The organism is Cronobacter sp. HA18003, assembly GCF_011605905.1.
GTDB classification, from domain to species: Bacteria; Pseudomonadota; Gammaproteobacteria; order Enterobacterales; family Enterobacteriaceae; genus Cronobacter; species Cronobacter sakazakii.
In genome coordinates, this window is sequence record NZ_JAANQO010000011.1 from 970,320 (window position 1) to 995,035 (window position 24,716).

Here is a 24,716-nt window from a genome sequence, read left to right on the forward strand (position 1 = left end):
AAAACCCATTTAACCTAAATTTTTTGGCTGACATTCCGATAACCGTCTGGTGGCACTCCTCTTTTTGAGTGACCGGGTCGCTGTGTTACAACCTCACGCAAGGGAACAACATGTCAGTAAGGCGTTTTTCATTTCTCGTTTTCAGTCTGTTACTTTTCATCTTTCTCGTCAGTACCGTCTCTAACCTCTGGTCGCTCACGCGCAGTAACCAGTCGCTGGATAACGTGAATAAAGAAATTCGCGTGGTGCTTTCGGTAATTGATCCGATTAACCATAGCCGTACGCTGCGCGTGCGCCTGATGGAGGCGATGATTAACGCCTCTCTTGGCGATACCCAGAAAACGCAGGCGTCGCTTGAAACCGCCAATGAGGTGATGCAAAAAGCCATCGCGGCGTTCAATAACTACAAAGCAGCCCCTGCGGTTGAAGGCGAAGAAGCGCTGGCGGCCCCGTACCGTCAGGCCTGGCAGGCGTATGTCGATGACGGCCTGCGTCCGCTGATGGATGCGGCGAGTCGCAACGATACCGCACGGTTTAACCAGCTCGTAAGCACCACAATTCCGCAACTGGATCGTCAGTTTGAAATTACGCTCGATCAGCTGCTGGCGTTTCGTGAGAAATATGCCCAGCGTCTGAACCAGGAGGCGCAGGAGCGCTTTGTAAACAGCATCGTTACTATCGCGGTGTTCGCCCTGCTGTTTACGCTGCTGATTGGCGCGATGTTTATTCTGCTGAAACGCCGCGTACTGTCGCCGCTGGATGCCGCGCGTCGCCACTGCCAGCAGATGGCGGAAGGCGAGCTGCACACGCCGGTGCTCTCCGGCTCGAAAGATGAGATTGGCGAGATGCTCGGCTCGCTTGAGCAGATGCGTCTGTCGCTGGTCAATATCATCGCCCAAGTGCGCGACTCCAGCCAGAGCGTGGCCCACGCCGCGGAAGAGATCGCCGCCGGTAACGTCGATCTCTCGGCGCGTACCGAAGAGCAGGCCGCGTCGCTCGGAGAAACTGCCGCCAGCATGGAACAGCTGACCTCGACCGTGAAGCACACCTCGGAGAACACCGCCGAGGCGAATAAGCTCGCGGGCAATATGCGCAGCGCCGCCCAGGAAGGCAACGCGATTGTCGAAGAAGTTGTCGTCTCCATGCAGGAGATCGAATCAAGCTCCAGCAAAATCGACAACATTATCGGCATTATCGAAGATATCGCCTTCCAGACTAACATCCTGGCGCTCAACGCCGCGGTGGAAGCCGCCCGTGCGGGTGAGCAGGGTCGAGGTTTTGCGGTGGTGGCAAGCGAAGTGCGTAACCTGGCGCAGCGCTCGTCGGTGGCCGCGAAGGAGATCAAAGAGCTTATCGAGCAGTCCGGCGAGCAGGTGGTGCTGGGCAGTGACCGCGTGGCGCGTGCGGGCGAGAGCATGAAGCGCATCATCGGCTCGATTAAACAGGTTTCTGAGTTGATGTCAGAAATCGCGCTCTCCACCGGCGAGCAGAGCCGTGGAATTGAGCAGATTAACCAGGCCGTCGCGCAGATGGATTCCGTTACCCAGCAGAACGCCGCGCTGGTGGAAGAAGCCTCTGCCGCCGCCCACTCGCTGAAAGAGCAGTCACAGCTGCTCAATCAGGCGGTCGCGGTATTTAAACTGAGCTAACGGTTGTAAAACGAGTCAGGGCAGGTGTCGGCCTGCCCTTTTTTATTGCCTTTACAGCGGTTTATCGAGCTTTATCACCCAGAGTTCATTCTGCGAGGCGGGTTTTTCCAGCGGCTTAATGCCGATTTTGCTGGCAACCGGCTTGCCGTCCAGCGTCAGATGCCCCTGCCCGTCCACGTTGTAGTCATCCATCTCTTTTTTATCGCCCTGCGGCTCCAGCAGCTCTGACTGTAAACCGAAGTCGTTATCATTGATGACCGCGAGGGTTTGCGGGTCGATAAGCGCCAGCCCTTCCGCTTTCTCCTGCTGCCAGCCCAGTTCCCGCAAATCCACCGCCAGCTGCTTTGTGGCGAGCTTCACGCCGCGCGCGTTGAGTTTTTCCGCATCGTCGAATTCCGGCGGCTCGGTCTTATCCAGCGTGCTCAGATCGGTGGCGTTACTGAGATCGACCACATAGACGCGGTTACGCATGGTTTTGTTTTTATCGCCACCCTGTTCGATAAGCAAAATGCGGTGGTCATCGAGCGCCACGATATCGCCGATTTTGGCGTCTTTGGCTTTTTTATAGACCTCAATGTCGATCGGATAACCATACATCGCGGTTTTACCGGTCGCCGGGTCAAAACTCACCAGCCGCGTAAAGCGCGCGGTGTTTTTGGTTTTGCCGTCGATATCCAGCGTGCTCTGCACCGCCGCGATAATGCGCCCGTCCGGCATCCGGGTCAGCCCTTCAAAGCCGCGGTTAGGCTGACGCCACTTAATGATATTCGGCAGTCCGCCGGCCACGCCCTCTTCGCCCTTGCCCGCCTGCGGGCCCTGTTTAGCGAGGATCGCGCCGCTGGCATCGACATGAATCATAAACGGGCCATATTCGTCACACAGCCAGTAGCCGCCCTTGCCGTCCGGCGTGATCCCTTCGGTATCCAGCCCGCGTTTATCACCGGGGAGCGTTTGCAGCGCGTCGTTAAGCGCCAGCTCGTTGGTGGCGCCGATGAGCCCGGCGGGCAGTGGCAGACCGCTGATATTGCCTTTATCGTCATGCAGCGGCATCGGATCGCTCGCCTGCGCCTGGTCTTTGCTGACGCGAATGGTCATCATCAGCGGCGTGTACTCCGGGCTTGCGAAGATTTTCGACTCCTGCTTGCCCATTTTCGGCGAGTCGGCGTTGGGGCCGCGGTCGGTGACGGTCGCGAAAATCAGGTTATCGCCCTCTTTGCGTAAAAACAGCAGGCCGGAGCCCACGCCTACCGGGAGACCATTGGGAAACGCACTGGCGTAGTTGCCGGAATAGACCACGTGATCTTCCTGCGGAAACGTCACGACATAGCGTTCCACCTGCGGCGCGGCGGCAAGGGAACAGAGCGGGAAAAGCGCCGCGAAAGCGAGCGTAAGCGGTTTGAATTTCATGGTTCTCAGATCCAGAGTCGGGGTGGCACTGTTATAAGACGCAGGCGTGACAGATTAATGACAGCGCCCTTTTCTCCTGTGGATTCAGCGAGTCACCGCGTTAACCGCCGCGCATGCTGAAGCCGTGACGCTGACAAACCGGGCACACTTTCTCGCCCGGATGCCAGGTGCGCCACGGCTCGCCGCAGCGCTCGCAGCGGGCGTGATAAAGCGTGATGCGAACAGACGACGCCTCGCCCTTCGCGATATTTACCGCATTCACCGGGCACACCGCCGCGCAGTCTCCACAGCCATTGCAGCATTTTGTATCGATCGCGACCGCCTGTTCACCAAAGCGTATCGCGCCGCTGGCGCATGCCCGGCCACAGGCACCGCATAGCAGACAGCGTGTGGTATCCAGCATGACGGCGTAGGCGGATAAAAACGCCCCCGCCGCACGCCGGGTGGCAACGTCGTGCGCTACACGTGCGCGTTCACCGTCCGGGCGCAGCAGACGGCGCTTCGACTCACCTGCCGCCGGTGAAACCGCAACACACTGCCAGCCCGGCTCGCCACGCTTTTTCAGCCACAGGTTAAGTTCTGCCAGTGGCCGCAGCCAGAGCGTGTCACGCGTGAGATCCACCGCGACCGCGCGAATGCGGTACTGCGTGTGCCAGAGCATCAGCTCCTCTGCCGCGACCGGCTGGGTAAACGGCCCGAGCAGCACGCCTTCACGGTGAATTCGCGCCAGCGGTACGAGATTCTCCAGGGCGTCCGCCGGGCAGATAAACAGGCAGATCCCACAACCGGTGCAGTGCTCCGGCGCGAGAATCACCTCATGATGGTGGATGCTCAGCGCGCCCGTCGGGCAGCGTTTCACGCAGGCATCGCAACGGCTTTTGGCCAGCCGTTTTCTGGCGCAGCGCGCGCCCACACAGGGTTGTGCGGGCGCTATGGTGTTGAAGAGACGCATCAGGCGTCGATGGTGAAAAACGCGAGGCGCAGCAGCAGTTCGCCAAGAAGAATCAACGCGCTGCCCGTCATTTGCGACGAGCGCGAGCCGTGCGGGCGCGTCAGCCCTGTCATCAGCAGCATCGCCCCTGCGGCAGAGCAGCACCAGCCCGTAAGACGCAGCCCGGCGCAGGCGTTAAAGGCCGAAAGCGGCTGTAGCGGAAAGGTCACCGGCACTACCGTTTGCGCTAAATAGTGATAGTACGCAGGCTGAATGAGAAGCCGGATCAATACCACCGCCAGGGCCAGCAGCGAAAGGCGACGGCTTGCCGCGAGTTCTGCTTTTGCGTTAAAGGCCGGACGCAACGCGAGGCGAAGTTGTAACACCGACGCGCCAATTAACACCACGGACCCCAGGAACATAGCCCAGGTATTAACGTGCTGCCAGGTCACGACCGACGCGTGGCAGTAGATGGACGCCATAGCGAACATATCTGCAAGCCCCGCCAGGACTGTCAGCCACAGCAGCGGCCACGGTGTTGCGCGCTTCGTCATCAAAAGCAAAATGCTAAGAGCAATCAGCGCCATAAACACACCCGCCAGCGCAATCTCCCGGCTGAGCCAGGAGCTGGAAAGGTGGCGCAGCGCATTAAAGGCGTTCAGCGGATACCCCAGATGCAGCGTCGAGGCGAGTAAACCAAGCGCCGCGGCGATGCCCACACAAACCAGCGCAGGCAGCGTGGCGAGCGTGTGTCGCCCCGCGCGCGGCATCTGCCCGGCTGTGAGGCAGAGCATCAGCGTAAAGCCCACTGCGCCCTGCATGAACAGCGTAAAAATCACTAACGGAAACTCATGCATCGTGCTGTTCCTCCTGCTGTGCGCCCTGATGCGGCTTAATGACCAGATTGGGTTTGGTGACAGATGACGGCGGCAGCCCTTTTACGTCACAGAGCGCGCCGAAGCGTTCGCGCAGCGCGCTAATCGGGCCGAACTGAATCGCCCCGAGCGGGCACGTGGCGACGCACACCGGCGGCTCGCCCTGCGCCAGGCGATCGACGCAGAAATCGCATTTCGACATCTGCCCGGTCTGCGTATTACGCTGCGGCGCGCCGTAAGGGCACGACCAGGCGCAGTAACCGCAGCCGACGCATTTGTCGGTGTTTACGCGCACGATGCCGTCGCCGTCGCGCTTGTGCATGGCGGTCGTCGGACAGTTGCGCGTGCAGATGGGATCGGCGCAGTGGTTGCACGAAATCGATAAGGTATAAGCGAAGACGTTTTGCATCAGTCCGCCTGCGCCGGTCGGCGTGAAGCCGCCGCCATGAACTTCATAGACGCGCCGAAAGCGCCGCCCCGGTTCGAGATTATTTTTGTCTTTGCATGCCACCTGGCACGCTTTACAGCCGGAGCAGCGCGACGAATCGATAAAAAAGCCCAGTTGCTCGCCGCTGACCGGGGGATAATCCTTAAACTGGCTCATGTCTGGTTACCTCAACGAGCAGGGTTTGATGGGCGTTGCCTTTGGCAAGCGGAGTGATACGCGCGCTGGTGAGCACATTCGGGCAGCCGCCGTTATCGACGCCTTCCGCGTCCGGCTGCCACCAGGCGCCTGCCTGCATCGCCACCACGCCGGGAATAATGCGCGGCGTCACGTCGGCGGGAATGCGTACCACACCACGATCGTTATAAATCCGCACCAGATCGCCCTGCTGAATGCCGCGCGCGCGGGCGTCCTGCGGGTTGATCCAGAGCTGCTGGCGCTGTACCTCCTGCAGCCACGGGTTGGCGTATTGCGTCGAATTGGCGCGGTTTTTCCCCTTCCACGTGATGAGCTGTAGCGGGTATTTGTCTCGCAGCGCGTCTTGTGGCCCTTCTTTCGCGGGCACATAGTGCGACAGCGCCGGGATCTCCGGGTGATTCATCTCCCAGAGCCGTTTTGAGAAGATTTCGATTTTGCCCGAGGGTGTCGGGAACGGATGGTTGTCCGGGTCGAGAATGTTCTCTTCAAACGCGACATACGGCGGCGATTTCAGGTAGACGTGCGGTTTTTTGCAAAGCCCGGCGAAATCCGGCAGGTCGTGATCCGCCAGCGCCTCGCGGGTTTTCTCCCAGATATGTTCCACCCACGCTTTTTCGCTGCGCCCTTCGCTAAAACGCGCCTCGATGCCGAGCTTGCGCGCGACCTCGCGCAGCCAGTCGTAGTCCGAGCGGCGCTCAAACTCCGGCTCCACCAGCTTTTGCGACAGCAGCAGATAGTTGCCGGTGCCCCAGGTTTCGCCGATATTCCAGCGCTCCATAAAGCTCGTTTCCGGCAGCAGCAGATCGGCGTAGCGGGCACTTGGCGTGAGGAAGAGATCGCTTACCACGATAAACTCAACCTTGCTTTCATCTTCCAGCACTTTCACGGTCTGGTTGATGTCCGGGTTCTGATTCGCCAGATAATTGCCCGCGAGATTAAAGATGAATTTGATGTTGCTGGTGAGCGTTTCAGCGCCTGTTAAGCCGTTTGCCGGCGTGACTTTCGCCGCGTCGTCGCAGGCCTGCACCCAGTTCATGATGGAGATTTTTTCCGCCACCGGGTTCGGCACGCTGTAGGGATCGGCACAGAACAATCGGTTGCCGATGCCGCCGTAGCCGGCGGCCCAGCCGCCCTTCACGCCGACATTGCCGGTGATGGTGGCAAGCAGCGTGGAGCCGCGCGCGGTGCGCTCGCCGCAGATATGGCGCTGCGGTCCCCAGCCCTGGATCAGCGCCGCCGGTCTGATGGTGGCGTAGTCGCGGGCAAGCTGGCGGATGGTCTGCGCAGGCACATGGGTGATGCGCTCCGCCCACTCCGGCGTTTTTTTCACGCCATCTTTTTCACCAGAGAGATACGCCATCAGCGATTCGCCCGCCGGTACGCCTTCCGGCATCGTATTTTCATCAAAACCAATGGCGTGACGCGCGATAAACGCGCTGTCGTGCAGGTTTTCGCTGATGATGACGTACATCATTGCGTCCATCAGCGCGTTATCGGTGGTGGGCAGCAGCGGCACCCACTGATCGGCGAGCGACGCCACGGTGTCGGAGTAGCGCGGATCGACCACGATAAACCGCGTACCGTTGCGCTTCATCTGCTGAAAATAGTGGTTGGTGTGACCAAAAACGGTTTCGTTCGGGTTATGGCCCCAGAGGATCACAAGCTTTGTGTCTTTGAGCGTATCAAGCGAGCTGCCGCTGGCGGCGGTGCCGTAGGTATAGGGCGTGGCGGCGGCGGTGTTTCCCATACTCACTGAGTGATATGACTCCAGATAACCGCCGGTCAGGTTCAGCAAGCGCCGCGCCATTTTATCGCCGGAGAACGCGCCGCCGGAAACGGCCGTATCGGTGTGCATAAAACGCGACGCCGGGCCATATTTCGCGGTAATTTGGCGCAGGTTATCGGCGATAAGCGTCGTCGCCTCATCCCAACTGATACGCTCGAATTTCCCTTCGCCGCGTTTGCCGACGCGCTTCATCGGGTATTTCAACCGGTCCGGATGGTAGACAAACTGACGATAACCGCGCCCGCGCACGCAGGCGCGCATCAGCGGCATATCAGGATCCACCTCGTTATCCGGGCACGTGGAGATGCGCGTCACTACGCCTTCTTTAACGTGCGCGCGGATATCGCATTTGCCGCCGCAGTCAAAGGTGCTGCAGGTGGGCACGACGGTTTCCGTTTCCTGTACCTCTACCGCGGGCGTTTGTGCTTTCGCCACGCCGGCCTGCACAAAAAGCGGCGCGGCCGCGAGCGCCGACGTGGCGCGCAGAAAGTCGCGGCGCGACAGCCCGCTTTCGTCCGGTTCATCCTTTGGGGTTAATGGTTCCATTCTGTTCCCTCATAAAAAGGGCGTGTTCTGCAAAGCCCTGTTGCGGGAAAGCTTGATGAGTATCAACAGGAAAAAACTGGACGGCGCGTAGCGGAAAGTTTCAGAAAAACGGGCAGGGAAAAAGATGAAAAGGAGGAAAACGGCGCCGCCTGAGCCAGCGGCGCCGTGTCGGTTACTCGTGGTGCTGTTGCTCGCGGGCGTCTTTCACCTGCGCAGGCGTGACGGGCGCGGCGTGATTGCCGAAACTGCCGCGAATGTAGTTAGTCACATCCGCCGCGTCCTGATCGCTCAGCGCCCAGCCGTAGCCTGGCATGCTGTACGGCAGATGATTTTGCGTCACCGCCGTTTTGCCGCCCTCCAGCACCACACGCAGCAGCGTCAGCGGGTTATCGGCGTTGACGGTGAGATTGTCTTTCAGCGCCGGAACGGCGTATTCCGCCCCTTCGCCGTTGCTGGCATGACAGGTAGCGCAGTAGCGGGCATAGAGCCGATGACCGTTCTCCATTTCCGCTTTCGCCACCGTCGGCGCATCACGCTTCACCGGCTCGCTGCCCGGCAGGCTTAAGAGATAAGCCGCGATGGCGCGGTTGTCGTCATCGATCAGGTACTGCGTGCTGTTGGTGACGACCTCATCCATTGGCCCACTCAGCGCCGCGTGTTTACTGCGCCCGTCGCGCAGCAGCACGGCGAGATCCTCTTCGGACATTTTCAGCCCGCGCAGCGACGGCGCGTACCAGCCGTTCAGCGCCTCGCCCGCGAGGAACTGCTCGTCGCGTTCGTCAAAGGCTTTCTCCTGCATCCCCACGCCGCGCGGCGTATGGCATGCGCCGCAGTGGCCCGGCCCTTGCACCAGATACGCGCCGCGGTTCCAGGCCGCGCTTTTATCCGCGCGCGGCGTAAACGGTTTATCGTCCACAAACAGGCTGTTCCAGATGCCAAGCGGCCAGCGTATCGAGAGCGGCCACGGAATGTCGCTCTCGCGGTTGGCGGTGGCCTGCGGTTTGACCTCTTTCATCAGATAGTCATAGAGCGCGCGCAGGTCGTCATCGCTCATTTTCGCATAGGACGGATACGGCATCGCCGGGTAGAGATGATGGCCATCTTTCGCGATACCTTCGCGCATGGCGCGAGCGAACTCGTCGTAGCTGTAGCTGCCGATTCCGTGGGTTTTATCCGGCGTGATGTTGGTGGAGTAAATATCGCCAAGCGGTGTGGCGAATTTCAGCCCGCCCGCGAGCGGCGCGCCGTCCGCGGCCGTATGGCAGGCCATGCAGTCGCCCGCGCGCGCCACATATTCGCCGCGCGACATCGCCTGCGCGCCCGCGTGCGCCGCCCACAGGCTTAACGCCAGTAACGTAATACGTTTCATGCGCCCTCCTTCGCCATCTCGTGCAGCTCTTTCACCGCGCGGTAGCCCTGATCGATGGCCGAGTTGGCATACGGGCTCCAGTCGGCGTCTGAGTTGGCGATGGTGATGCGCCCGACCGGCTGGCGGGCTTTTTCGATGATTTTCTGGGAGCCCTCTTCGTCGTCAAACAGGCCGCTGAAGAAATAGGAGTAGCCGTGGGACCAGCGGTTAACCGTGATCGCCGCGATATCCCGCTCGTGATCGAACCCGGCCGCACCAAACATGCCCTGGAGCTGGTCGCGGATCATCTTCTCATGCACCTCGAACGGCGTACCGAGCAGGAATGCGCGCCCCTTGCGGAACTGTTCGCGGGCGCTGAGCCCGCTGCCGGGAAACGTCGGCACGTAAACCATGTGCAGACCGATGGGCGCGTTCGGAGCGCGTGGGTGCTGGTAGCCGCCCATATCCACCGGGTAGTCGAGCTTGACCCGGCTGTAAGGTGCCGCGGGCGAGTAGATTTCATGTACGCCGAGCTTCATAAACGGCTGCCAGTTGCGAATGACCACTTTGCTGTAGACCAGCGGCGCTTTGACGTTCTGCTTCAGCGCCTCCTGCTGGTCATGCGGAATTTCCGGCACCAGATACGGGATCATCATGTTGTAGCCCGCCATTACGGTCTGCCCGGCTTTTACCTTGTGCAGTTTACCGTCGCGCAGGTAGGTCACTTCGACGCCGCCCGCCACATTGGCGGCATGTACGCCAGTGCTGTTAAGGCGCAGACGCACCGGATGCTCGGGTTTGTCCAGCTGGCTGTAGTTGAAAGGCGCCAGCACGATATCATCCATGCTGTTGCCCGGCGCCACGGCCGGAATAAGATGCCGCACCATCAGGCGCGCCAGCCCGGCGTTGCCGTCCGGGAAATGATAGATATACGGCTCTTCGAGATCCGCCAGCGATTCAGCGTCAAGCGGCGGCAGATCCATACCATCAAGCCCCGGCAGCGCGCAGATACGCGCATCGCTCGCCGACGTGCCGTCGATGCCAATCGCCTGGAAATCGTTGGTGCGCTGCTGGAAATAACGGATGGCGCTGTCGCTGAGCCCCACCTTGTCGCGCAGGAACTGACTGTAGCTGTGGGAATCGAGCCACGCGACTTTATCCTCAACACGCATCCCGGCGAGATAATCTTTTTTCTCAGTGTGCAGCGCGATGAGCGCGTCGCGGTCCGCCTGCGGCAGCGGGAAATCGTTAATAAAGGCGCGAATGTCACGGGCGTTCATGCGATCGGGCGGAATATCGTCCGCCACCGCGCGCCCCGGATCGCCGCTCACGATTTTATCGACGCCAAAGTTGGTTTTATCGAAATAGACGCCGCGGCTTAAGTGGAGATCCGGGTAGAAGGTTTGATCGAAGCTTTTTGCCATGCGCTCAATGCTGACGTTCAGCGTTTTCAGCAGCCCCATCGCGGTTTCGCTGAAGTTATTCGCAGGCGACTGGAAAGATTCGCTGCCGCCGTAGCCGAGCACGGTTTTCCCGTCGACGTGAAATTCGTTGCGCTTGGCATGTCCGCCAAAATCGTCATGGTTATCGAGCAGCAGAATGCGCTGCTGCTTGCCGCGCAGCTCCTGCCAGAAACAGGCGGCGGCAAGGCCACTAATGCCCGCGCCGACAATCACCAGATCGTACTCCTCCTCCACCGGGACGCTGGCCGGGTCAAAGTGCTTACCTTCACGCCCCAGCGCGTGCGCCTGTTCGAACGAGCCCGGATGGTTACCGCGAAGCCCCGTGAGGGTCGGCGGATAATAGAGCGACTGCGCTGCCGTCTGTGGCGAGGCGCGCAGAATTTGCCACGGCGTCATTCCGGCGGCCACGGTGATGGCGACGCCATTAAGAAAATCACGTCGGGTGATTGCCATAGAACTTCCTTAAAGGACAAAAATTATTGTTTTCAGTTTGTTATTTAATGGTACAGAATTTTTGCCTGCCAGACACCCCGGCAGGCGTGGATTGCGGAAGGTTTATGCAGAAAGTTTGCCGGTTTGCGCGACTTCATCGAGCCGCTGCTGCATCTCTTTCAGGTTATCAAGCAGATTGGTATCTGCCTCGGTCGCTGTTTCGCCTTTGCCGGTAATGACAAAGTGGTAATTTTCCTCGCGACAGGTGGCGGTATATTCATACGCCCCGCCCGGCTGCTGTTTTTTGTCGATAGACAGTGACATACATCCTCCTTTCAGTCGTTATCTCTTAAAAGGTAGAGTATTTTCGCGCACTGCGTCAGGGGATCGCCGAAAGCTCAGCCAGCCGGAAGTGATCGGGTTTGAATATGCGCGTGCGGCATGGCGCTTCAAAATGCCAGGTATCATCCGGCGCGAGGTTGAAGGTGATGGCGGTGGTATAACCCACCACCATGCCGTTGCGCAGGAGATTAAACGCCACATAGACCTGCCGTAAGGAGCGGTCGGTAAGGTTTTTGACCATACCTTCAAGGCGCAGTTTCCCCGCCTCGGTTGTCACAAAATGGACATCAGTGAGCGCCACCGGCGCGATATCCGCCCGCGCGCACTGGATAAACAGCGCGCACGCGAGCGCAAACAGGGTTAACAGTCGTTTCATGCATTCTCAGGGTTATGCGGGTGTGATGTCTGTTCAGAATGTTAACTGATTCATAACGCTGATTTAACCAACAAAACCGCTAAAGGGTAAAGGGATGTGAATGTTAAGAGGTAGCGGAATTGGTGTTTATACCGGGCGCTTCACAAACCGCTTACGGACTTCGCGATAACCCTGCGCGTCGTAAAAGTGATGCGCGCGAACGCGGCTTTCACTACTCGAAAGCTCAATCTGCGTGCAACCCTGCGCGCGCCTCGTCGTGAGCGGCTTCAGGCAGCCTCGCGCCAGTTCCCGCGCCGCGTAATGTTTCATCAACTATCAGCGCGGAAATGAGCCCCCATTTTCCGGTTTCATGCAGCGGCTGAATAACGTGCAGCACTATTGCGCCACAAGGCGTCCCGGCGGTTTCGGCCACCAGCACACGTGAACCATTAGCCTCGCTGTGCGCAAGCATTGCGGTCACATCTGGCAAGGCAATCGTATAGCCGAGCTGTTCAAACAGCCGGCAAAGCGCGGGCACATCGTCAATGGTTGCATGGCGAATTATCACTGCTCGCCTCCTTCGCGCCCGGCAGCAGCCAGCGATTTACACAGATACTTCGGCGATTCGGTGTAGCCCTGACGGTAATAGAAGCGATGTGCGTTGCTGCGACGGCTGTGGCAGTGAACCTCAATGCGATCGCAGCCGCGCGCACGGGCAAGCGCTTCGCCTTCACTTTCCAGCAGCCTGCCGATCCCTTTGCTGCGCGCGTTGCTGCTAACGCAGAAATAACTGATACGGCAGAAATCCCCTTTAAGCGCCAGTTGAGGAATAAAATGCAGTGACAGAACGCCCAGCAGCGCGCCATCTTCTTCCGCCACCAGCACTCTTTCATCCGGGTGCACCAGCAGCTCAGCGAGGCGTTGGTCGATAAAGTGCGCCGTATCCAGGTAATCCAGTTCGGTTAATAACGCGCTGATGGCCGTTGCATCAGCAGGCGTCGCGGTTCGGGTCGTTATCATCGTTATCTGTCTCTTTACGCTGGCGAGGTACGAGTGGTGATGGAATGACATTAGCCTGTGCCGCGATAAGTGGCTGTGTCAACAGCGGTTTCTGGGGGCAGTGGTTTGCTATAAGCTAATGAAAACGGCTCTTGCATAACGTAAATATTCCCTGCCGGGCCCTTTTATCGTGATAACCCTGTTATTTCACGTAGGTGAAAAATAATAAAAAAAGCTTATTATTCCTTTTTTACGAGACCCTACAAAGGAAGAGACATGCCGGATCCAGCAACGTATTCAGCGATAGCAGCGACCTGTGCAGCGATTGCCGCAGGAATTAATGCTTACATCGGTTATAAAAACCGTATGGACGCTCTCGATAAGCCAGTTCTAGACAGGCTCATAAAAAAAGCAGAAGAGTGTAACGCCCTAATTATTAAGAACAACCATTTAATGATTTATGAAGATGGTAAAATGGGCGATACATCTCGTATCTATACATTGCTTTATCTTTCCATGAAAGACTGTGAAAGCATTGGCAAAGGCATACCGCTTATAAACAAAATTGGTTATTTTAAAAACCAAAGAAATTCAAAAATTGAAGATCTTAAAGAGTATTTTTTTGACACATTGCACTCAACTATCTGGATTGACCTGAAAGATAAAAATGCGGTAAATAAGTCGAGAAACGAAACTTTATTATCTCAGGCTAAGCGTGTTAGCAAATTTTATGAAAAGCAAATAAAAAGCAAATAATGTCAATATTATTTTTCAGGTAACACTATTATTTACCCGAAAATTTAAATTCGCATTCACTGCCCGCCATGACAAAAGCTGATTTGCCTGTTTATGGCAAATCAGCCCATGACTTTAGTTATGCGTGTTTAATCATCACATGCCGGACGACGGTGTAATCCTCAAGCCCGTACATCGACATATCCTTGCCGTAGCCGGAGAGTTTCTGGCCGCCGTGGGGCATTTCGCTCACCAGCATGAAGTGTGTATTCACCCAGGTGCAGCCATATTGCAGGCGGGCGCTGAGGCGGTGCGCGCGGCCCACGTCGCGGGTCCAGACGGATGACGCCAGGCCATATTGCGAATCGTTGGCATAGGTCAGCGCCTGGGCTTCATCTTCAAACGGCGTCACGCTGATAACCGGGCCGAACACTTCGCGCTGCACGATGGCGTCCTCCTGCTTCGCGTCGGCGAGAACAGTCGGCTGAAAGTAATAGCCCGGCCCGTCGACTTTCGCGCCGCCAGTCACCACGCGAATATGCGGCAGCGCTTTCGCCGCCTCCACCGCCTGGCTCACGCGCTCCAGATGCGCTTGTGAACTAAGCGGCCCGAGTTCGGTGGTTTCATCCTCCGGCGCGCCCGTTTTCAGGCTGCCCACCGCCGCGCCGAGCTTTTCAACGAGCGTGTCGTAAATCCCTTTTTGGGCGTAGATGCGGCACGCCGCCGTACAGTCCTGGCCCGCGTTATAGAACCCAAAAGTGCGAATGCCTTCGACGACGGCGTCGAGATCGGCGTCGTCAAACACCAGCACCGGCGCTTTACCGCCAAGCTCCATATGGGTGCGCTTGATGGACGACGCGGTACGGCTGATGATGTGTTCTCCGGTGGCGATAGAGCCGGTGAGCGACACCATACGCACTTTCTCATGGCTGGTCAGCGGGTCGCCCACCGTCTTCCCGCGGCCAAACAGCACGTTCAATACACCCGCCGGAAAGATATCTTTGGCAAGCTCCGCGAGCTTAAGCGCGGTGAGCGGCGTAATTTCTGAGGGCTTGAGCACCACGCAGTTGCCCGCCGCCAGCGCGGGAGCCAGCTTCCAGGCGGCCATCATCAGCGGGTAGTTCCAGGGCGCGATAGAGGCCACGACGCCCACCGGATCACGGCGGATCATCGACGTGTGTTCCGCCAGATATTCCCCGGCGGCAAGCCCGTTTAAGCAGCGCGCGGCACCGGCAAAGAAGCGGAACACATCCGCCACCGCCGGGATTTCGTCACCCGCCACGCAATGCAGCGGCTTGCCGCAGTTTTTTGATTCAAGCTGCGCAAAGGTCTGCGCGTTGGCCTCAATCACATCGGCAAGCTTGAGCAGCGCCTCGGCGCGCTCTTTTGGCGTGGTGAGACGCCAGTGTTCAAACGCCGCGTCGGCACTCTTCACCGCCGCATCCACCTGTTCCGGGCTGGCTTCGGCAATCTCCAGCAGCACCTCGCCCGTCGCGGGGTTATAGACCGGCAGGCGCTCGCCCTTGCCTTCCACCAGCGCGCCGTTAATCAGTAATTGACTCTGCATAGCGTGTTCCTTTGAGGTTATTTGCCGCTACCGGCGACAGTTTCATCATCGCGCGTCAGCCACCATGCGCCCAGAATAGCGATCATGGTGAGGAGCATGACGCACAGCGCCACCACGTTGGTCACCGGCACGTCGCGCGGACGGCCAAGCTGGTTCAGCAGCCACAGCGGCAGCGTGCGCTCGTGGCCTGCGGTAAACGTGGTGACAATAATTTCATCAAACGAGAGCGCGAAGGCGAGCATGCCGCCCGCCAGCAGCGCGGTGCCAAGATTGGGCATCACGATATAGCGAAAGGTCTGCCAGCCATCGGCACCGAGATCCATCGACGCCTCAATCTGGCTGTATGCCGTGCGCCGCAGCCTCGCTATCACATTATTAAAGACCACCACCACGCAAAAGGTGGCATGGCCGACCACCATCGTGAGAAAGTCCGGTTCGATGTCGAGCTGTTTAAAGGCGGTGAGCAGCGCGATACCGGTGATAATCCCCGGCAGTGCAATGGGCAGCAGCAACAGCAGCGACACCGCGCTTTTGCCGAAAAACTCACGTCGCCAGAGCGCGGCGGCGGCCAGCGTACCAAGCACGAGCGCCAGCAGCGTCGCAAGCGTCGCCACTTTAAGTGACAACGTCACGGATTCGAGAATATCCGCGCGCTGCGCCGCCACCTCAAACCAGCGCAGCGTGAAGCCCTGCGGCGGAAAGCTAAAGGCGGATTCTTCGGTGTTAAAGGCGTAAAGCGCGATAATCGCCAGCGGGAAGTGCAGGAAAATCACGCCGCCCCAGGCGGCGATTTTGAGCGGCCACGGCGCGCGGTCAGAGTGCATCGAACGCTCCCAGGCGCTTCACGAACGCCAGATAAACGGCAATCAGGACAATCGGCACCAGCGTAAACGCCGCCGCCATCGGCATATTGCCAATCGCCCCCTGCTGGGAATAGACCATATTGCCGATGAAAAAGCCCGGCGGGCCGACGAGCTGCGGCACGATGAAATCGCCGAGCGTTAATGAAAACGTGAAAATCGAACCGGCGGCGATGCCCGGCACCGCCAGCGGCAGCACCACGTGGCGAAACGTCTGAGAGGGCCTGGCACCGAGATCGGCGGACGCCTGCAACAGCGACGGCGGCAGACGCTCCAGCGCCGCCTGCACCGGCAGGATCATAAACGGCAGCCAGATATAGACGAACACCAGAAACCGCCCGAGCCCGGAGGTAGAAAGCGTGTTGCCGCCAATGCCCGGCAGCGTCAGCAGCGCGTTAAGCGTCCCTTCCAGCCCCAGATGTTGCAGGAACCACTGCGCCACGCCGTCGCGCGCCAGCAAGAGTGTCCAGGCGTAGGCTTTGACGATATAGCTCGCCCACATCGGCAGCATAACGGCGATATAGAAAAACGCCTTCAGCGAGCCGCGCGTGTAGCGCGCCATATACCAGGCCATCGGAAACGCGAGAATGGCGCAAGCGATGGAAACAGCAACCGCCATGACCAGCGTGCGCACAATGATGTCGTAGTTGGCGGGATTAAACAGCGCGCTCAGGTTGGCGAGCGTGAAATCCGGCGTCACCGACATCGTAAAGTCATCGAAGGTATAAAACCCCTGCCAGAGCAGCGTCAGCAGCGAGCCGAGATAGATAATCCCGAACCACATCAGCGGCGGCAGCAACAGCAGGAACAGCCAGAGATTCGGACGCCGCCACAGCAGCGCCGCCGCGCGTCGCAACGGGCCGCTGGCGCGTGAGGGAGGTGAAAGCGTCATGTCCATCTCACCCCTCTCCCTGCAGCCGAATCATGGCGGCGCGCGCCCAGGAGGCGGTGACCGCCTGCCCCGCGCGCGGCAACGACGCATCGGCCACTGGCGACGGGTTCGCCTGGCTTACCAGCAGCTTTTCGCCGCCCTCAAGCGCCAGCTCCACGCGCGTGGCCGCGCCCTGAAACTGCACCGTCTGCACCGTGCCGCGCACCTGGATGTCGCCAGGCTCGTTAAGCCGGATATGTTCAGGACGCAGCGAAAAGGTGCCTGGCTCGCCGCCGAGGTCACGCATCATGGATTCGCTCAGCACGTTCGCGGTGCCGACAAAACCCGCGACGAACGGCGTGAGCGGGCGCATGTAGAGTTCGCGCGGCGCGTCAATCTGCTCAATACGCCCGTTGTTAAACACCGCCACCCGGTCGGACATCGACAGCGCCTCGCCCTGATCGTGCGTAACGAACACAAACGTAATGCCGAGAGAGCGTTGCAGGTTTTTCAGCTCCACCTGCATCTGCTCGCGCAGTTTGAGATCGAGCGCGCCGAGCGGTTCGTCGAGCAGCAGCACGCGCGGCTGGTTGACCAGCGCCCGGGCGATAGCGACGCGCTGGCGCTGCCCGCCGGAGAGCTGCGACGGTTTGCGCGCATGGGTAAAGCCGAGCGCCACCCGCTCCAGCGCCTCGCGGGCACGGGCAAGCCGCGTTTTTTTATCGACGCCTTTGACCATCAGCCCGTAGGCGACATTCTCCAGCACCGACATATGCGGAAACAGCGCGTAATCCTGAAAGACCGTGTTAACGTCGCGCTCCCACGGCGGCAGCTCGCTGGCTTCGCGCCCGAACAGGCGGATAGCGCCGTCGCTCAGTTGCTCAAAGCCCGCAATCATCCGCAGGCAGGTGGTTTTGCCGGAGCCGGACGGCCCCAGCATCGAGAAAAACTCCCCGTCTTCAATCGTCATGCTGACGTTGTCAACCGCGCGCACGTCGCCGTAGCGCCTGGAAACCTGCTGAAACTCCACTGCGTAAGCCATACGTCCCCCGCGCTTAGCGCCCGCCCATGATGGCGATGTAATCCTGCGTCCAGCGGCTGTAGGGCACATATTTCCCACCCTGCGACACCGGGGTTTTCCAGAAGGCGATTTTGTCGAAGAAGGTAAAGCCGTTGGTTTCGCAGCCTTTCTCGCCAAGCAGCGTGCTGGCCTTACAGCCTTCCGGCACCGCCGGGAGCGAGCCGAACCAGGCGGCGACATCGCCCTGCACTTTCGGCGTCAGCGACCAGTTCATCCATTGATAGGCGCAGTTAGGGTGTTTCGCGTCGGCATGCAGCATGGTGGTGTCGGCCCAGCCGGTCACGCCCTCTTTCGGGAAAACGGTGGCGATGGGCTGGCCTTCGTTTTTCAGCGCGTTCGCCTGGTATGGCCAGGCGCTGGCGGCCACGACGCCCTCGTTTTTGAAATCGCTCATCTGCACCGTGGTGTCGTGCCAGTAGCGGTGGATCAGCTGATGCTGATCGCGCAGCACTTTGAGTACCGCGCCATACTGCGCCTCGGTCAGTTGATATGGATCGGTGATGCCGAGCTCAGGCTGGGTCGCTTTGACGTAAAGCGCCGCGTCGGCGATATAAATCGGCCCGTCGTAGGCCTGCACGCGGCCCTGATTGGATTTGCCATCCGCCAGCGTTTGTTTTACAAACAGCACCGCCCAGCTGTCCGGCGGCGTCGGGAACGCTTTGGTGTTGTACATCAGCAGGTTTGGCCCCCACTGGTACGGCGTGCCGTAGACTTTACCGTCGAGGTTAAACCATTCGCCTTTGACGAGGCGCGGGTCGACATTTTTCCAGTTCGGGATGAGCGCGGTGTTAATCGGCTGTACGCGTTTGCCCATGATGAGGCGCAGCGAGGCGTCGCCGGAGGCCGTGACCAGATCGTAACCGCCTTTCGCCATCAAACTGACCATTTCATCGGACGTAGCGGCGGTTTTGACATTCACCGCGCAGCCGGTCGATTTTTCAAACTCCGTCACCCAGTCATAAGCTTTGTCGGTCTGGCCGCGTTCGATATAGCCCGGCCACGCGATAATATCGAGGCGGCCTTCCCCCTGGCCGAGTTGGGAAGGCGGCTCGGCGGCGCTGGCGATACTGGTCGTCAGGCACAGCGCGGCGGCCGCGCTAAGCGCGAAGGATTTGGTCATGGTCGTTGCTCCTGTCTGAATGATGAGTCGGCCGCCGTGCCGTAAAAATATCTCCCAAAATAACCATATACAGGCACAGATAAACGCGCCTGCGGGCGCTGGCGGAATTTATTCAGGTTGTGACAAACCGCGCACTCTTTATTGTTTCAGCGCTGTCGTTGCATAAATCAGGTGGTGGTTTTTCACAGTGTAGACAGGCGCTTAGCGATGTGAAGCCTTTTCCGTTAACTATTATGATTTCATATGTCCGAGCGGAAAGACGATTAACAGAAATAATCGCTGTGGAATAAGCCTGAATCAGGCATGGTTTTTTATTTCGGCAATAACCTTTTCTTTATTTGAGAATATAAACGCGCATTACCGAAAGGTTATTTCGCGCGTTTATCGCTTCATTGCGGCGTTTTCGCCATTGCCTCGCGGATGAGCCGCGCGAGCGTCTTCACCGCCTGCTCTTCGCGCTCGCCCCACGCCCAGGAGGCGTTAAAGCGAAAATAGTTATGCCAGCGCGCGCTGGTGGTGAACATTTTGCCGGGCGCAATGCTTATCTGGTGCGCCAGCGCCTGCTCGTGAAGCTTTCCTGCATCCAGCGCCGTGGGTAGCTCTATCCAGAGGAAATAGCCGCTTTCACTGCGGTGAATTTTAACCGCCTGTGGAAAGTGGCGGCGCAGCGACTGCCACGCCGCCTGTTTGCGTTCCGCCAGCACGCGGCGCAGACGCCGCAGGTGGGTGTCGTAGCGTCGCGTGGCGAGATAATCCACCAGCGCCATCTGCATCGGCGAGCTGGTAGAGAGCGTGCTCATCAGCTGAAGCTGCTGGATGCGCTGCGCATGGCGGCCCGCCGCCACCCAACCGATGCGAAACCCCGCTACCAGACATTTGGAAAACGACGAACAGTGCAGCGTCAGCCCCTGGTCATCCCAGGCTTTCACCGGCAGCGGTTTCTCGCGCCCGTAGTAAAGCTCGCTGTAAACATCATCTTCAATCAGCACCACGTTGTAGCGCGAAAGCAGCGCCATCAGCTGCTGTTTTTTCTGCGCGCTCAGCGTAAAGCCGAGCGGGTTCTGGGCGTTGCTCATCAGCCAGCAGGCTTTCACCGGGTACTCCTGCAGCGCCTTTTCGAGCGCCGCGAGATCGATGCCGTTGACCGCGTCGGTCGCCACAGAGAGCGCCTTCAGCCGTAAACGCTCCAGCGCCTGAAGCGCGCCGTAAAAACAGGGGTTTTCGACAATCACCCAGTCGCCAGGCTCGGTGACGGCCTGGAGGCTCAGGTTTAAGGCTTCGAGCGCCCCTGCGGTGATGACGATTTCATCGGGCGAGACGTTCATGCCCTGCATCGCGTATCGCCGGGCGATGGCGTGGCGCAGCGCCTCGTTGCCCGGCGGCAGGTTCTCAATCACGCTCATGGCGTTGGCCGAGCGGCTGACGCTTGAGAGCGAGCGGTTAAGCTGTGCCAGTGGAAAGAGGCGCGGATCGGGAAACGCCGAGCCGAACGGCACCACGGCGGCGTCGGTGCTCGCCTGGAGCACATCGAAAATATAGGTGTTGATGTCCACCTGCTCGTCGCGCGTCACCTGTTCGAGCGCCTCCGGCGCGCGCGGCGTGGGCTTCGGGGCGACGTAGTAACCGGACTGCGGGCGCGCCACGATGATCCCCTGACTTTCCAGCGTCTGATAGGCGTGGCTCACGGTCATAAAGCTCATGCCGCTGCTGACCACCTGCTCGCGCAGGGACGGCAGCCGGTCGCCAGGGTGCCACACCCCGAGGGCAATCTGATCGGTTATCTGCTGAGCCAGCCGCTGGTATTTTTTCATCGCACCTCGCGGCATCCGGCCGCATTCACAAGGGGTTAACGCAGAGCGCGTATCATCGTGCCGTCTGGTTAGATCAGGCAAGCAAAATCGCAACTTTTTATTTAACTGTTATAGTCAAATAACGTTTTTCTGTTTCTGCACGTTCGTGCTGCCCCGGATTACCATGATCGCGGACAACATTATGTCATGAGGTTTGCATGTTTGGTTTAGATGCGTTTCATCTGGCAAGGATTCAGTTCGCCTTTACTGTCTCTTTCCACATTATTTTCCCCGCTATCACTATCGGTCTCGCCAGCTATCTGGCGGTGCTGGAAGGACTGTGGGTGAAAACAAAAAATCCGGTATGGCGCTCGCTGTACCATTTCTGGTCGAAAATTTTCGCCGTTAACTTCGGGATGGGCGTGGTCTCAGGCCTGGTGATGGCCTATCAGTTCGGTACGAACTGGAGCGGCTTTTCGCAGTTTGCGGGGAGCATTACCGGCCCGCTGCTGACCTACGAAGTGTTGACCGCCTTCTTCCTCGAAGCCGGTTTCCTCGGCGTGATGCTGTTTGGCTGGAATAAAGTCGGCCCCGGCCTGCACTTTTTCTCCACCTGCATGGTGGCGCTCGGCACGCTGATTTCGACCTTCTGGATCCTCGCCTCCAACAGCTGGATGCACACGCCGCAGGGCTTTGAGATCCACAACGGCCAGGTGGTGCCGGTGGACTGGGTGGCGGTAATTTTCAACCCCTCCTTCCCGTACCGCCTGCTGCATATGTCGATAGCGGCGTTTTTAAGCAGCGCGTTTTTTGTCGGCGCGTCTGCCGCCTGGCATCTGCTGCGCGGCAACGATACACCCGCGATTCGCCGCATGTTCTCTATGGCGCTGTGGATGGCGCTGATTGTTGCTCCCATTCAGGCGATGATTGGCGATATGCACGGGCTGAATACGCTTAAACATCAGCCCGCCAAAATCGCGGCCATCGAAGGCCACTGGGAGAACCCGCCGGGCGAGGCGACGCCGCTGACGCTCTTCGGCATCCCCGATATGGACGAAGAACGCACCAAATACGCGCTGGAAGTACCAAAACTCGGCAGCATTATCCTGACCCACAGCCTCGATAAACAGGTGCCGGCGCTTAAGGAGTTCCCGAAAGAAGATCGGCCGAACTCCACCATCGTGTTCTGGTCGTTCCGCATTATGGTGGCGATGGGGCTTTTGATGATCCTTGTTGGTGTGATTAGCGTCTGGCTGCGTTACAAGAACCGCCTCTACACGTCTCGCCCCTTCCACCACTTCGCGCTCTGGATGGGCCCGGCCGGGCTGATTGCCATTCTCGCGGGCTGGGTGACGACCGAAGTGGGTCGCCAGCCGTGGGTCGTGTACGGGCTGCAACGCACCCGCGACGCGGTTTCCGGCCACGGCGATCTGCAGATGAGCCTGAGCCTTATCGCCTTTATCGTGGTTTATACCTCGGTCTTCGGCGTCGGCTACAGCTATATGGTACGACTGATTAAAAAAGGGCCGCAGCCGCTGGACGATATCCCTTCCAGCACCGACGGCAGACCCGCGCGTCCGCTGTCGGCGGCAGGCGAATCTCTGGATAGCGCAGAGGAGAAAGCGTAATGGGTATCGATCTCTCCATTATCTGGTTCGTGATTATCGTCTTCGCCACGCTGATGTATATCGTGATGGACGGCTTTGATCTCGGCATCGGCATTCTGTTCCCGTTTGTGCGTGACGGCCACGACCGCGATGTGATGGTTAACAGCGTGGCCCCGGTGTGGGACGGCAACGAAACCTGGCTGGTGCTGGGCGGCGCGGGCCTGTTCGGCGCGTTTCCGCTGGCCTACGCGGTGATTATCGACGCGCTGACCATTCCGCTGACGCTGATGCTGATTGGCCTTATCTTTCGCGGCGTGGCGTTTGAGTTCCGCTTTAAAGCGACGCCTGCCCACCGCCCCTTCTGGGATAAGGCGTTTCTGAGCGGCTCGATTCTGGCGACGTTCTGCCAGGGCGTGGTGGTGGGCGCGGTGATCAACGGCTTTAAAGTCACAGGCCGCACCTTCAGCGGTTCGGCGCTCGACTGGCTGACGCCATTTAACCTCTTCTGCGGCGTGGGGCTGGTGGTGGCCTATGCACTGCTCGGCGCAAGCTGGATTGTCATGAAGAGCGAAAACCAGCTGCACCAGAATATGCGTCGCCTCGCGCGTTTGCTGCTGCTGGCGCTGCTGGCGGTGATCGTTATTATCAGCGTCTGGACGCCGCTCGCCCATCAGGCGGTTTCCGATCGCTGGTTCACGCTGCCTAATCTCTGGTTCCTGCTGCCGGTGCCGGTACTGGTGGCGCTGTTCAGCCTCTGGCTGTGGCGCAAGCTTGCGGACCCGGAGAGCCACACGCTGCCGTTCGTGCTGACGCTGGGGCTGATTTTCTTAGGCTTCAGCGGGCTTGGCATCAGCATCTGGCCTCACATCATTCCGCCTGATATCACGCTTTGGGAGGCCGCCGCGCCGCCGGCAAGCCAGGGCTTTATGCTGGTGGGCGCGCTGCTGATTATCCCGATAATTCTGGTCTATACCTTCTGGAGCTACTACGTGTTCCGCGGCAAAGTTCAGCCTGGGGAGGGCTATCACTGATGGAACATCACGATTCGCCGCGCTGGAAAAAGCTGCTGTGGCTGGTGGTTATCTGGTCCGCGAGCGTTCTGGCGCTCGGCGCGGTCAGCATGGTGTTGCGCCTGCTGATGAGCGCCGCCGGGTTAAAAACCCACTAATCTTCTTTCAGGCCAGCCTTCGCGCTGGCCTTTTTCTTCCCCCACCGCGTTTAAATTCCGTTTATTGAAAGTTGTCTGCACAGGCGATACGATTAAACAATCCATCCAGACGGATTGTTTATTATGAGCAAAGCACATCATCGTTCAAAATCACCCGAGGCGCTGCGCCAGACGCTGCTGGAATGCGCCGCCGGAGTTATCGCCGAGCAAGGTCTGACGGGCCTTACGCAGGAAAAAGTCATTCGCCGCGCCGGGATCAGCAAAGGCGGTTTACAGCACCACTTCCCGACCCGCCAGGCGCTGGTGGACGGCGTGATGCACCACCTTGAACAGGCGCTGCTGGAAGAGATCCAGACGCTGATGGCGCAGGATCCGAACCCGAATGGCCGCGCCACCCGCGCTTATATTCACGCCTGTGTCAGAAAAATGCCGGACAGTGAACAGGCCATGCAACGCGCGCTGATGACGGCGATTTTCGCCGACCCGGCCCTTCAGCAGCGCTGGGGCGTCTTTCTGCGGGACGCCCTGCCGCGCGACGACGACGAACACGCCTCGCCGGACGTCGCACGGCGTCGGTTGCTCTGCCGCACGACGGCAGATGGATTCTGGTTTGCCGCGCTCTGCGGCGACCACACGGTGCCGCCTGACGATCGGGCGGCGTTAATCGAAACTCTACTGGCAATGACGGAGTAACATCATGACCTGGCTGCTGCTCTCTGTGGCGATTGTGTGTGAAGTGATTGGCACGACATTTTTAAAGCTCTCTGAAGGCTTTACCCGTCTGCTGCCGACGCTGGTAACGGCGGTCTGTTACGGCATCGCGTTCTGGTGTTTAAGCGTCACCATGCGCACCATTCCGACCGGCATTATTTACGCTATCTGGTCTGGCGTCGGCGTCGTGCTGATTGGCGTGGTGGGCTGGATTTTTCTCGGCCAGAAGCTCGATCTGCCTGCCATGCTCGGCATGGGGCTGATTATCGCGGGCGTACTCGTGATAAACCTGTTCTCCCACGCCGTCGCGCATTGATTTTCCGCCGGGCCTGTTCGCCCGGCCATCGCGTTTTCTTATTATTCCCCCTGTCTGGCCTGAATTTATCGCCCTTTCAACCTAAGGATAATCCTAAGCGAGAAAATAGTTTTA

General features: G+C 59.1%; 23 protein-coding genes and 1 pseudogene. 7 read left to right on the top strand and 17 right to left on the bottom strand.

Translation table 11 applies throughout. The annotated features are described in order from the left end of the window. The first annotated feature begins 110 nt into the window (after positions 1–110). A complete protein-coding gene (locus G6041_RS05665; RefSeq protein ID WP_004385750.1) occupies positions 111–1,649 on the top strand; it encodes a methyl-accepting chemotaxis protein in 1,539 nt (512 codons plus the stop codon). 51 nt (positions 1,650–1,700) lie between these two features. On the opposite strand, the gene G6041_RS05670 is transcribed toward G6041_RS05665, so the two are convergent. The 11 genes and pseudogenes from G6041_RS05670 to G6041_RS05720 all read right to left on the bottom strand — a co-directional run bounded on the left by G6041_RS05670 (position 1,701) and on the right by G6041_RS05720 (position 12,797). Beyond that, positions 1,701–3,056: an esterase-like activity of phytase family protein gene (locus tag G6041_RS05670; protein WP_012124846.1), complete on the bottom strand. Its 1,356-nt coding sequence runs from the start codon at positions 3,054–3,056 to the stop codon at positions 1,701–1,703. Between the two features lie 100 nt (positions 3,057–3,156). Next, positions 3,157–4,008: a DUF362 domain-containing protein gene (locus G6041_RS05675; RefSeq protein ID WP_012124847.1), complete on the bottom strand. Its 852-nt coding sequence runs from the start codon at positions 4,006–4,008 to the stop codon at positions 3,157–3,159. After that, complete coding sequence (locus tag G6041_RS05680) at positions 4,008–4,844, bottom strand: dimethyl sulfoxide reductase anchor subunit family protein (RefSeq protein WP_012124848.1); 837 nt, start codon at positions 4,842–4,844, stop codon at positions 4,008–4,010. Before G6041_RS05680 ends, G6041_RS05675 begins: the two co-directional genes overlap by 1 nt. Continuing rightward, positions 4,837–5,466: a DMSO/selenate family reductase complex B subunit gene (locus G6041_RS05685; RefSeq protein ID WP_012124849.1), complete on the bottom strand. Its 630-nt coding sequence runs from the start codon at positions 5,464–5,466 to the stop codon at positions 4,837–4,839. Before G6041_RS05685 ends, G6041_RS05680 begins: the two co-directional genes overlap by 8 nt. Further along, positions 5,453–7,837 (bottom strand): DMSO/selenate family reductase complex A subunit, encoded by a 2,385-nt coding sequence (locus tag G6041_RS05690; protein WP_012124850.1) that lies wholly within the window; start codon positions 7,835–7,837, stop codon positions 5,453–5,455. Before G6041_RS05690 ends, G6041_RS05685 begins: the two co-directional genes overlap by 14 nt. A gap of 172 nt (positions 7,838–8,009) precedes the next feature. Then, positions 8,010–9,206, bottom strand: a complete 1,197-nt coding sequence (locus G6041_RS05695) for a c-type cytochrome (protein ID WP_012124851.1) — start codon at positions 9,204–9,206, stop codon at positions 8,010–8,012. Beyond that, a complete protein-coding gene (locus G6041_RS05700; RefSeq protein ID WP_012124852.1) occupies positions 9,203–11,101 on the bottom strand; it encodes an NAD(P)-binding protein in 1,899 nt (632 codons plus the stop codon). Before G6041_RS05700 ends, G6041_RS05695 begins: the two co-directional genes overlap by 4 nt. 102 nt (positions 11,102–11,203) lie before the next feature. Continuing rightward, positions 11,204–11,404 (bottom strand): hypothetical protein, encoded by a 201-nt coding sequence (locus tag G6041_RS05705; RefSeq protein WP_004388074.1) that lies wholly within the window; start codon positions 11,402–11,404, stop codon positions 11,204–11,206. Positions 11,405–11,459: 55 nt separating this feature from the next. Continuing rightward, entirely contained in the window at positions 11,460–11,798 is a 339-nt protein-coding gene (locus tag G6041_RS05710; protein ID WP_012124853.1) for an FxLYD domain-containing protein, read from the bottom strand. A 126-nt stretch (positions 11,799–11,924) separates the two neighbouring features. Continuing rightward, positions 11,925–12,345: pseudogene (locus tag G6041_RS05715) on the bottom strand (GNAT family N-acetyltransferase). Then, positions 12,342–12,797, bottom strand: a complete 456-nt coding sequence (locus G6041_RS05720; RefSeq protein WP_041460511.1) for a GNAT family N-acetyltransferase — start codon at positions 12,795–12,797, stop codon at positions 12,342–12,344. Before G6041_RS05720 ends, G6041_RS05715 begins: the two are co-directional and overlap by 4 nt. Before the next feature lie 255 nt (positions 12,798–13,052). Between G6041_RS05720 and G6041_RS05725 the strand changes: the two genes are divergently transcribed. Next, entirely contained in the window at positions 13,053–13,532 is a 480-nt protein-coding gene (locus G6041_RS05725) for a hypothetical protein (RefSeq protein ID WP_012124857.1), read from the top strand. A gap of 118 nt (positions 13,533–13,650) precedes the next feature. Here the strand turns inward: G6041_RS05725 and patD are convergent, their stop codons facing one another. The 6 genes from patD to G6041_RS05755 all read right to left on the bottom strand — a co-directional run bounded on the left by patD (position 13,651) and on the right by G6041_RS05755 (position 20,821). Beyond that, complete coding sequence (gene patD, locus G6041_RS05730) at positions 13,651–15,078, bottom strand: aminobutyraldehyde dehydrogenase (RefSeq protein ID WP_012124858.1); 1,428 nt, start codon at positions 15,076–15,078, stop codon at positions 13,651–13,653. A gap of 17 nt (positions 15,079–15,095) precedes the next feature. Continuing rightward, positions 15,096–15,902, bottom strand: a complete 807-nt coding sequence (locus G6041_RS05735; protein WP_054628627.1) for an ABC transporter permease — start codon at positions 15,900–15,902, stop codon at positions 15,096–15,098. After that, a complete protein-coding gene (locus G6041_RS05740; protein ID WP_084999393.1) occupies positions 15,892–16,836 on the bottom strand; it encodes an ABC transporter permease in 945 nt (314 codons plus the stop codon). Before G6041_RS05740 ends, G6041_RS05735 begins: the two co-directional genes overlap by 11 nt. A gap of 1 nt (position 16,837) precedes the next feature. Continuing rightward, positions 16,838–17,851, bottom strand: coding sequence for an ABC transporter ATP-binding protein (locus G6041_RS05745; protein ID WP_012124862.1), 1,014 nt, complete (start codon positions 17,849–17,851; stop codon positions 16,838–16,840). A 13-nt stretch (positions 17,852–17,864) separates the two neighbouring features. Then, positions 17,865–19,010 carry a putative ABC transporter substrate-binding protein YdcS gene (gene ydcS, locus G6041_RS05750; RefSeq protein ID WP_012124863.1) on the bottom strand — a complete coding sequence of 382 codons (1,146 nt, stop codon included), beginning with the start codon at positions 19,008–19,010 and terminating at the stop codon, positions 17,865–17,867. A 389-nt stretch (positions 19,011–19,399) separates the two neighbouring features. Continuing rightward, a complete protein-coding gene (locus G6041_RS05755; RefSeq protein ID WP_012124864.1) occupies positions 19,400–20,821 on the bottom strand; it encodes an aminotransferase-like domain-containing protein in 1,422 nt (473 codons plus the stop codon). A gap of 197 nt (positions 20,822–21,018) precedes the next feature. On the opposite strand from G6041_RS05755, the gene G6041_RS05760 reads away from it, so the two are divergent. The 5 genes from G6041_RS05760 (at position 21,019) to G6041_RS05780 (ending at position 24,602) form a co-directional block, all read left to right on the top strand. Continuing rightward, positions 21,019–22,428, top strand: coding sequence for a cytochrome ubiquinol oxidase subunit I (locus tag G6041_RS05760; RefSeq protein WP_012124865.1), 1,410 nt, complete (start codon positions 21,019–21,021; stop codon positions 22,426–22,428). Beyond that, positions 22,428–23,438 carry a cytochrome d ubiquinol oxidase subunit II gene (cydB, locus tag G6041_RS05765; RefSeq protein WP_012124866.1) on the top strand — a complete coding sequence of 337 codons (1,011 nt, stop codon included), beginning with the start codon at positions 22,428–22,430 and terminating at the stop codon, positions 23,436–23,438. Before G6041_RS05760 ends, cydB begins: the two co-directional genes overlap by 1 nt. Continuing rightward, positions 23,438–23,575 carry a DUF2474 domain-containing protein gene (locus tag G6041_RS05770; RefSeq protein WP_004387121.1) on the top strand — a complete coding sequence of 46 codons (138 nt, stop codon included), beginning with the start codon at positions 23,438–23,440 and terminating at the stop codon, positions 23,573–23,575. The genes cydB and G6041_RS05770 overlap by 1 nt, the downstream gene beginning before the upstream one ends. Before the next feature lie 123 nt (positions 23,576–23,698). Then, complete coding sequence (locus tag G6041_RS05775; RefSeq protein ID WP_012124867.1) at positions 23,699–24,268, top strand: TetR/AcrR family transcriptional regulator; 570 nt, start codon at positions 23,699–23,701, stop codon at positions 24,266–24,268. A 4-nt stretch (positions 24,269–24,272) separates the two neighbouring features. Next, the gene (locus G6041_RS05780) at positions 24,273–24,602 is read left to right on the top strand and encodes an SMR family transporter (protein WP_012124868.1); all 330 of its coding nucleotides are present in this window, start codon (positions 24,273–24,275) and stop codon (positions 24,600–24,602) included. Positions 24,603–24,716 lie beyond the last annotated feature (114 nt).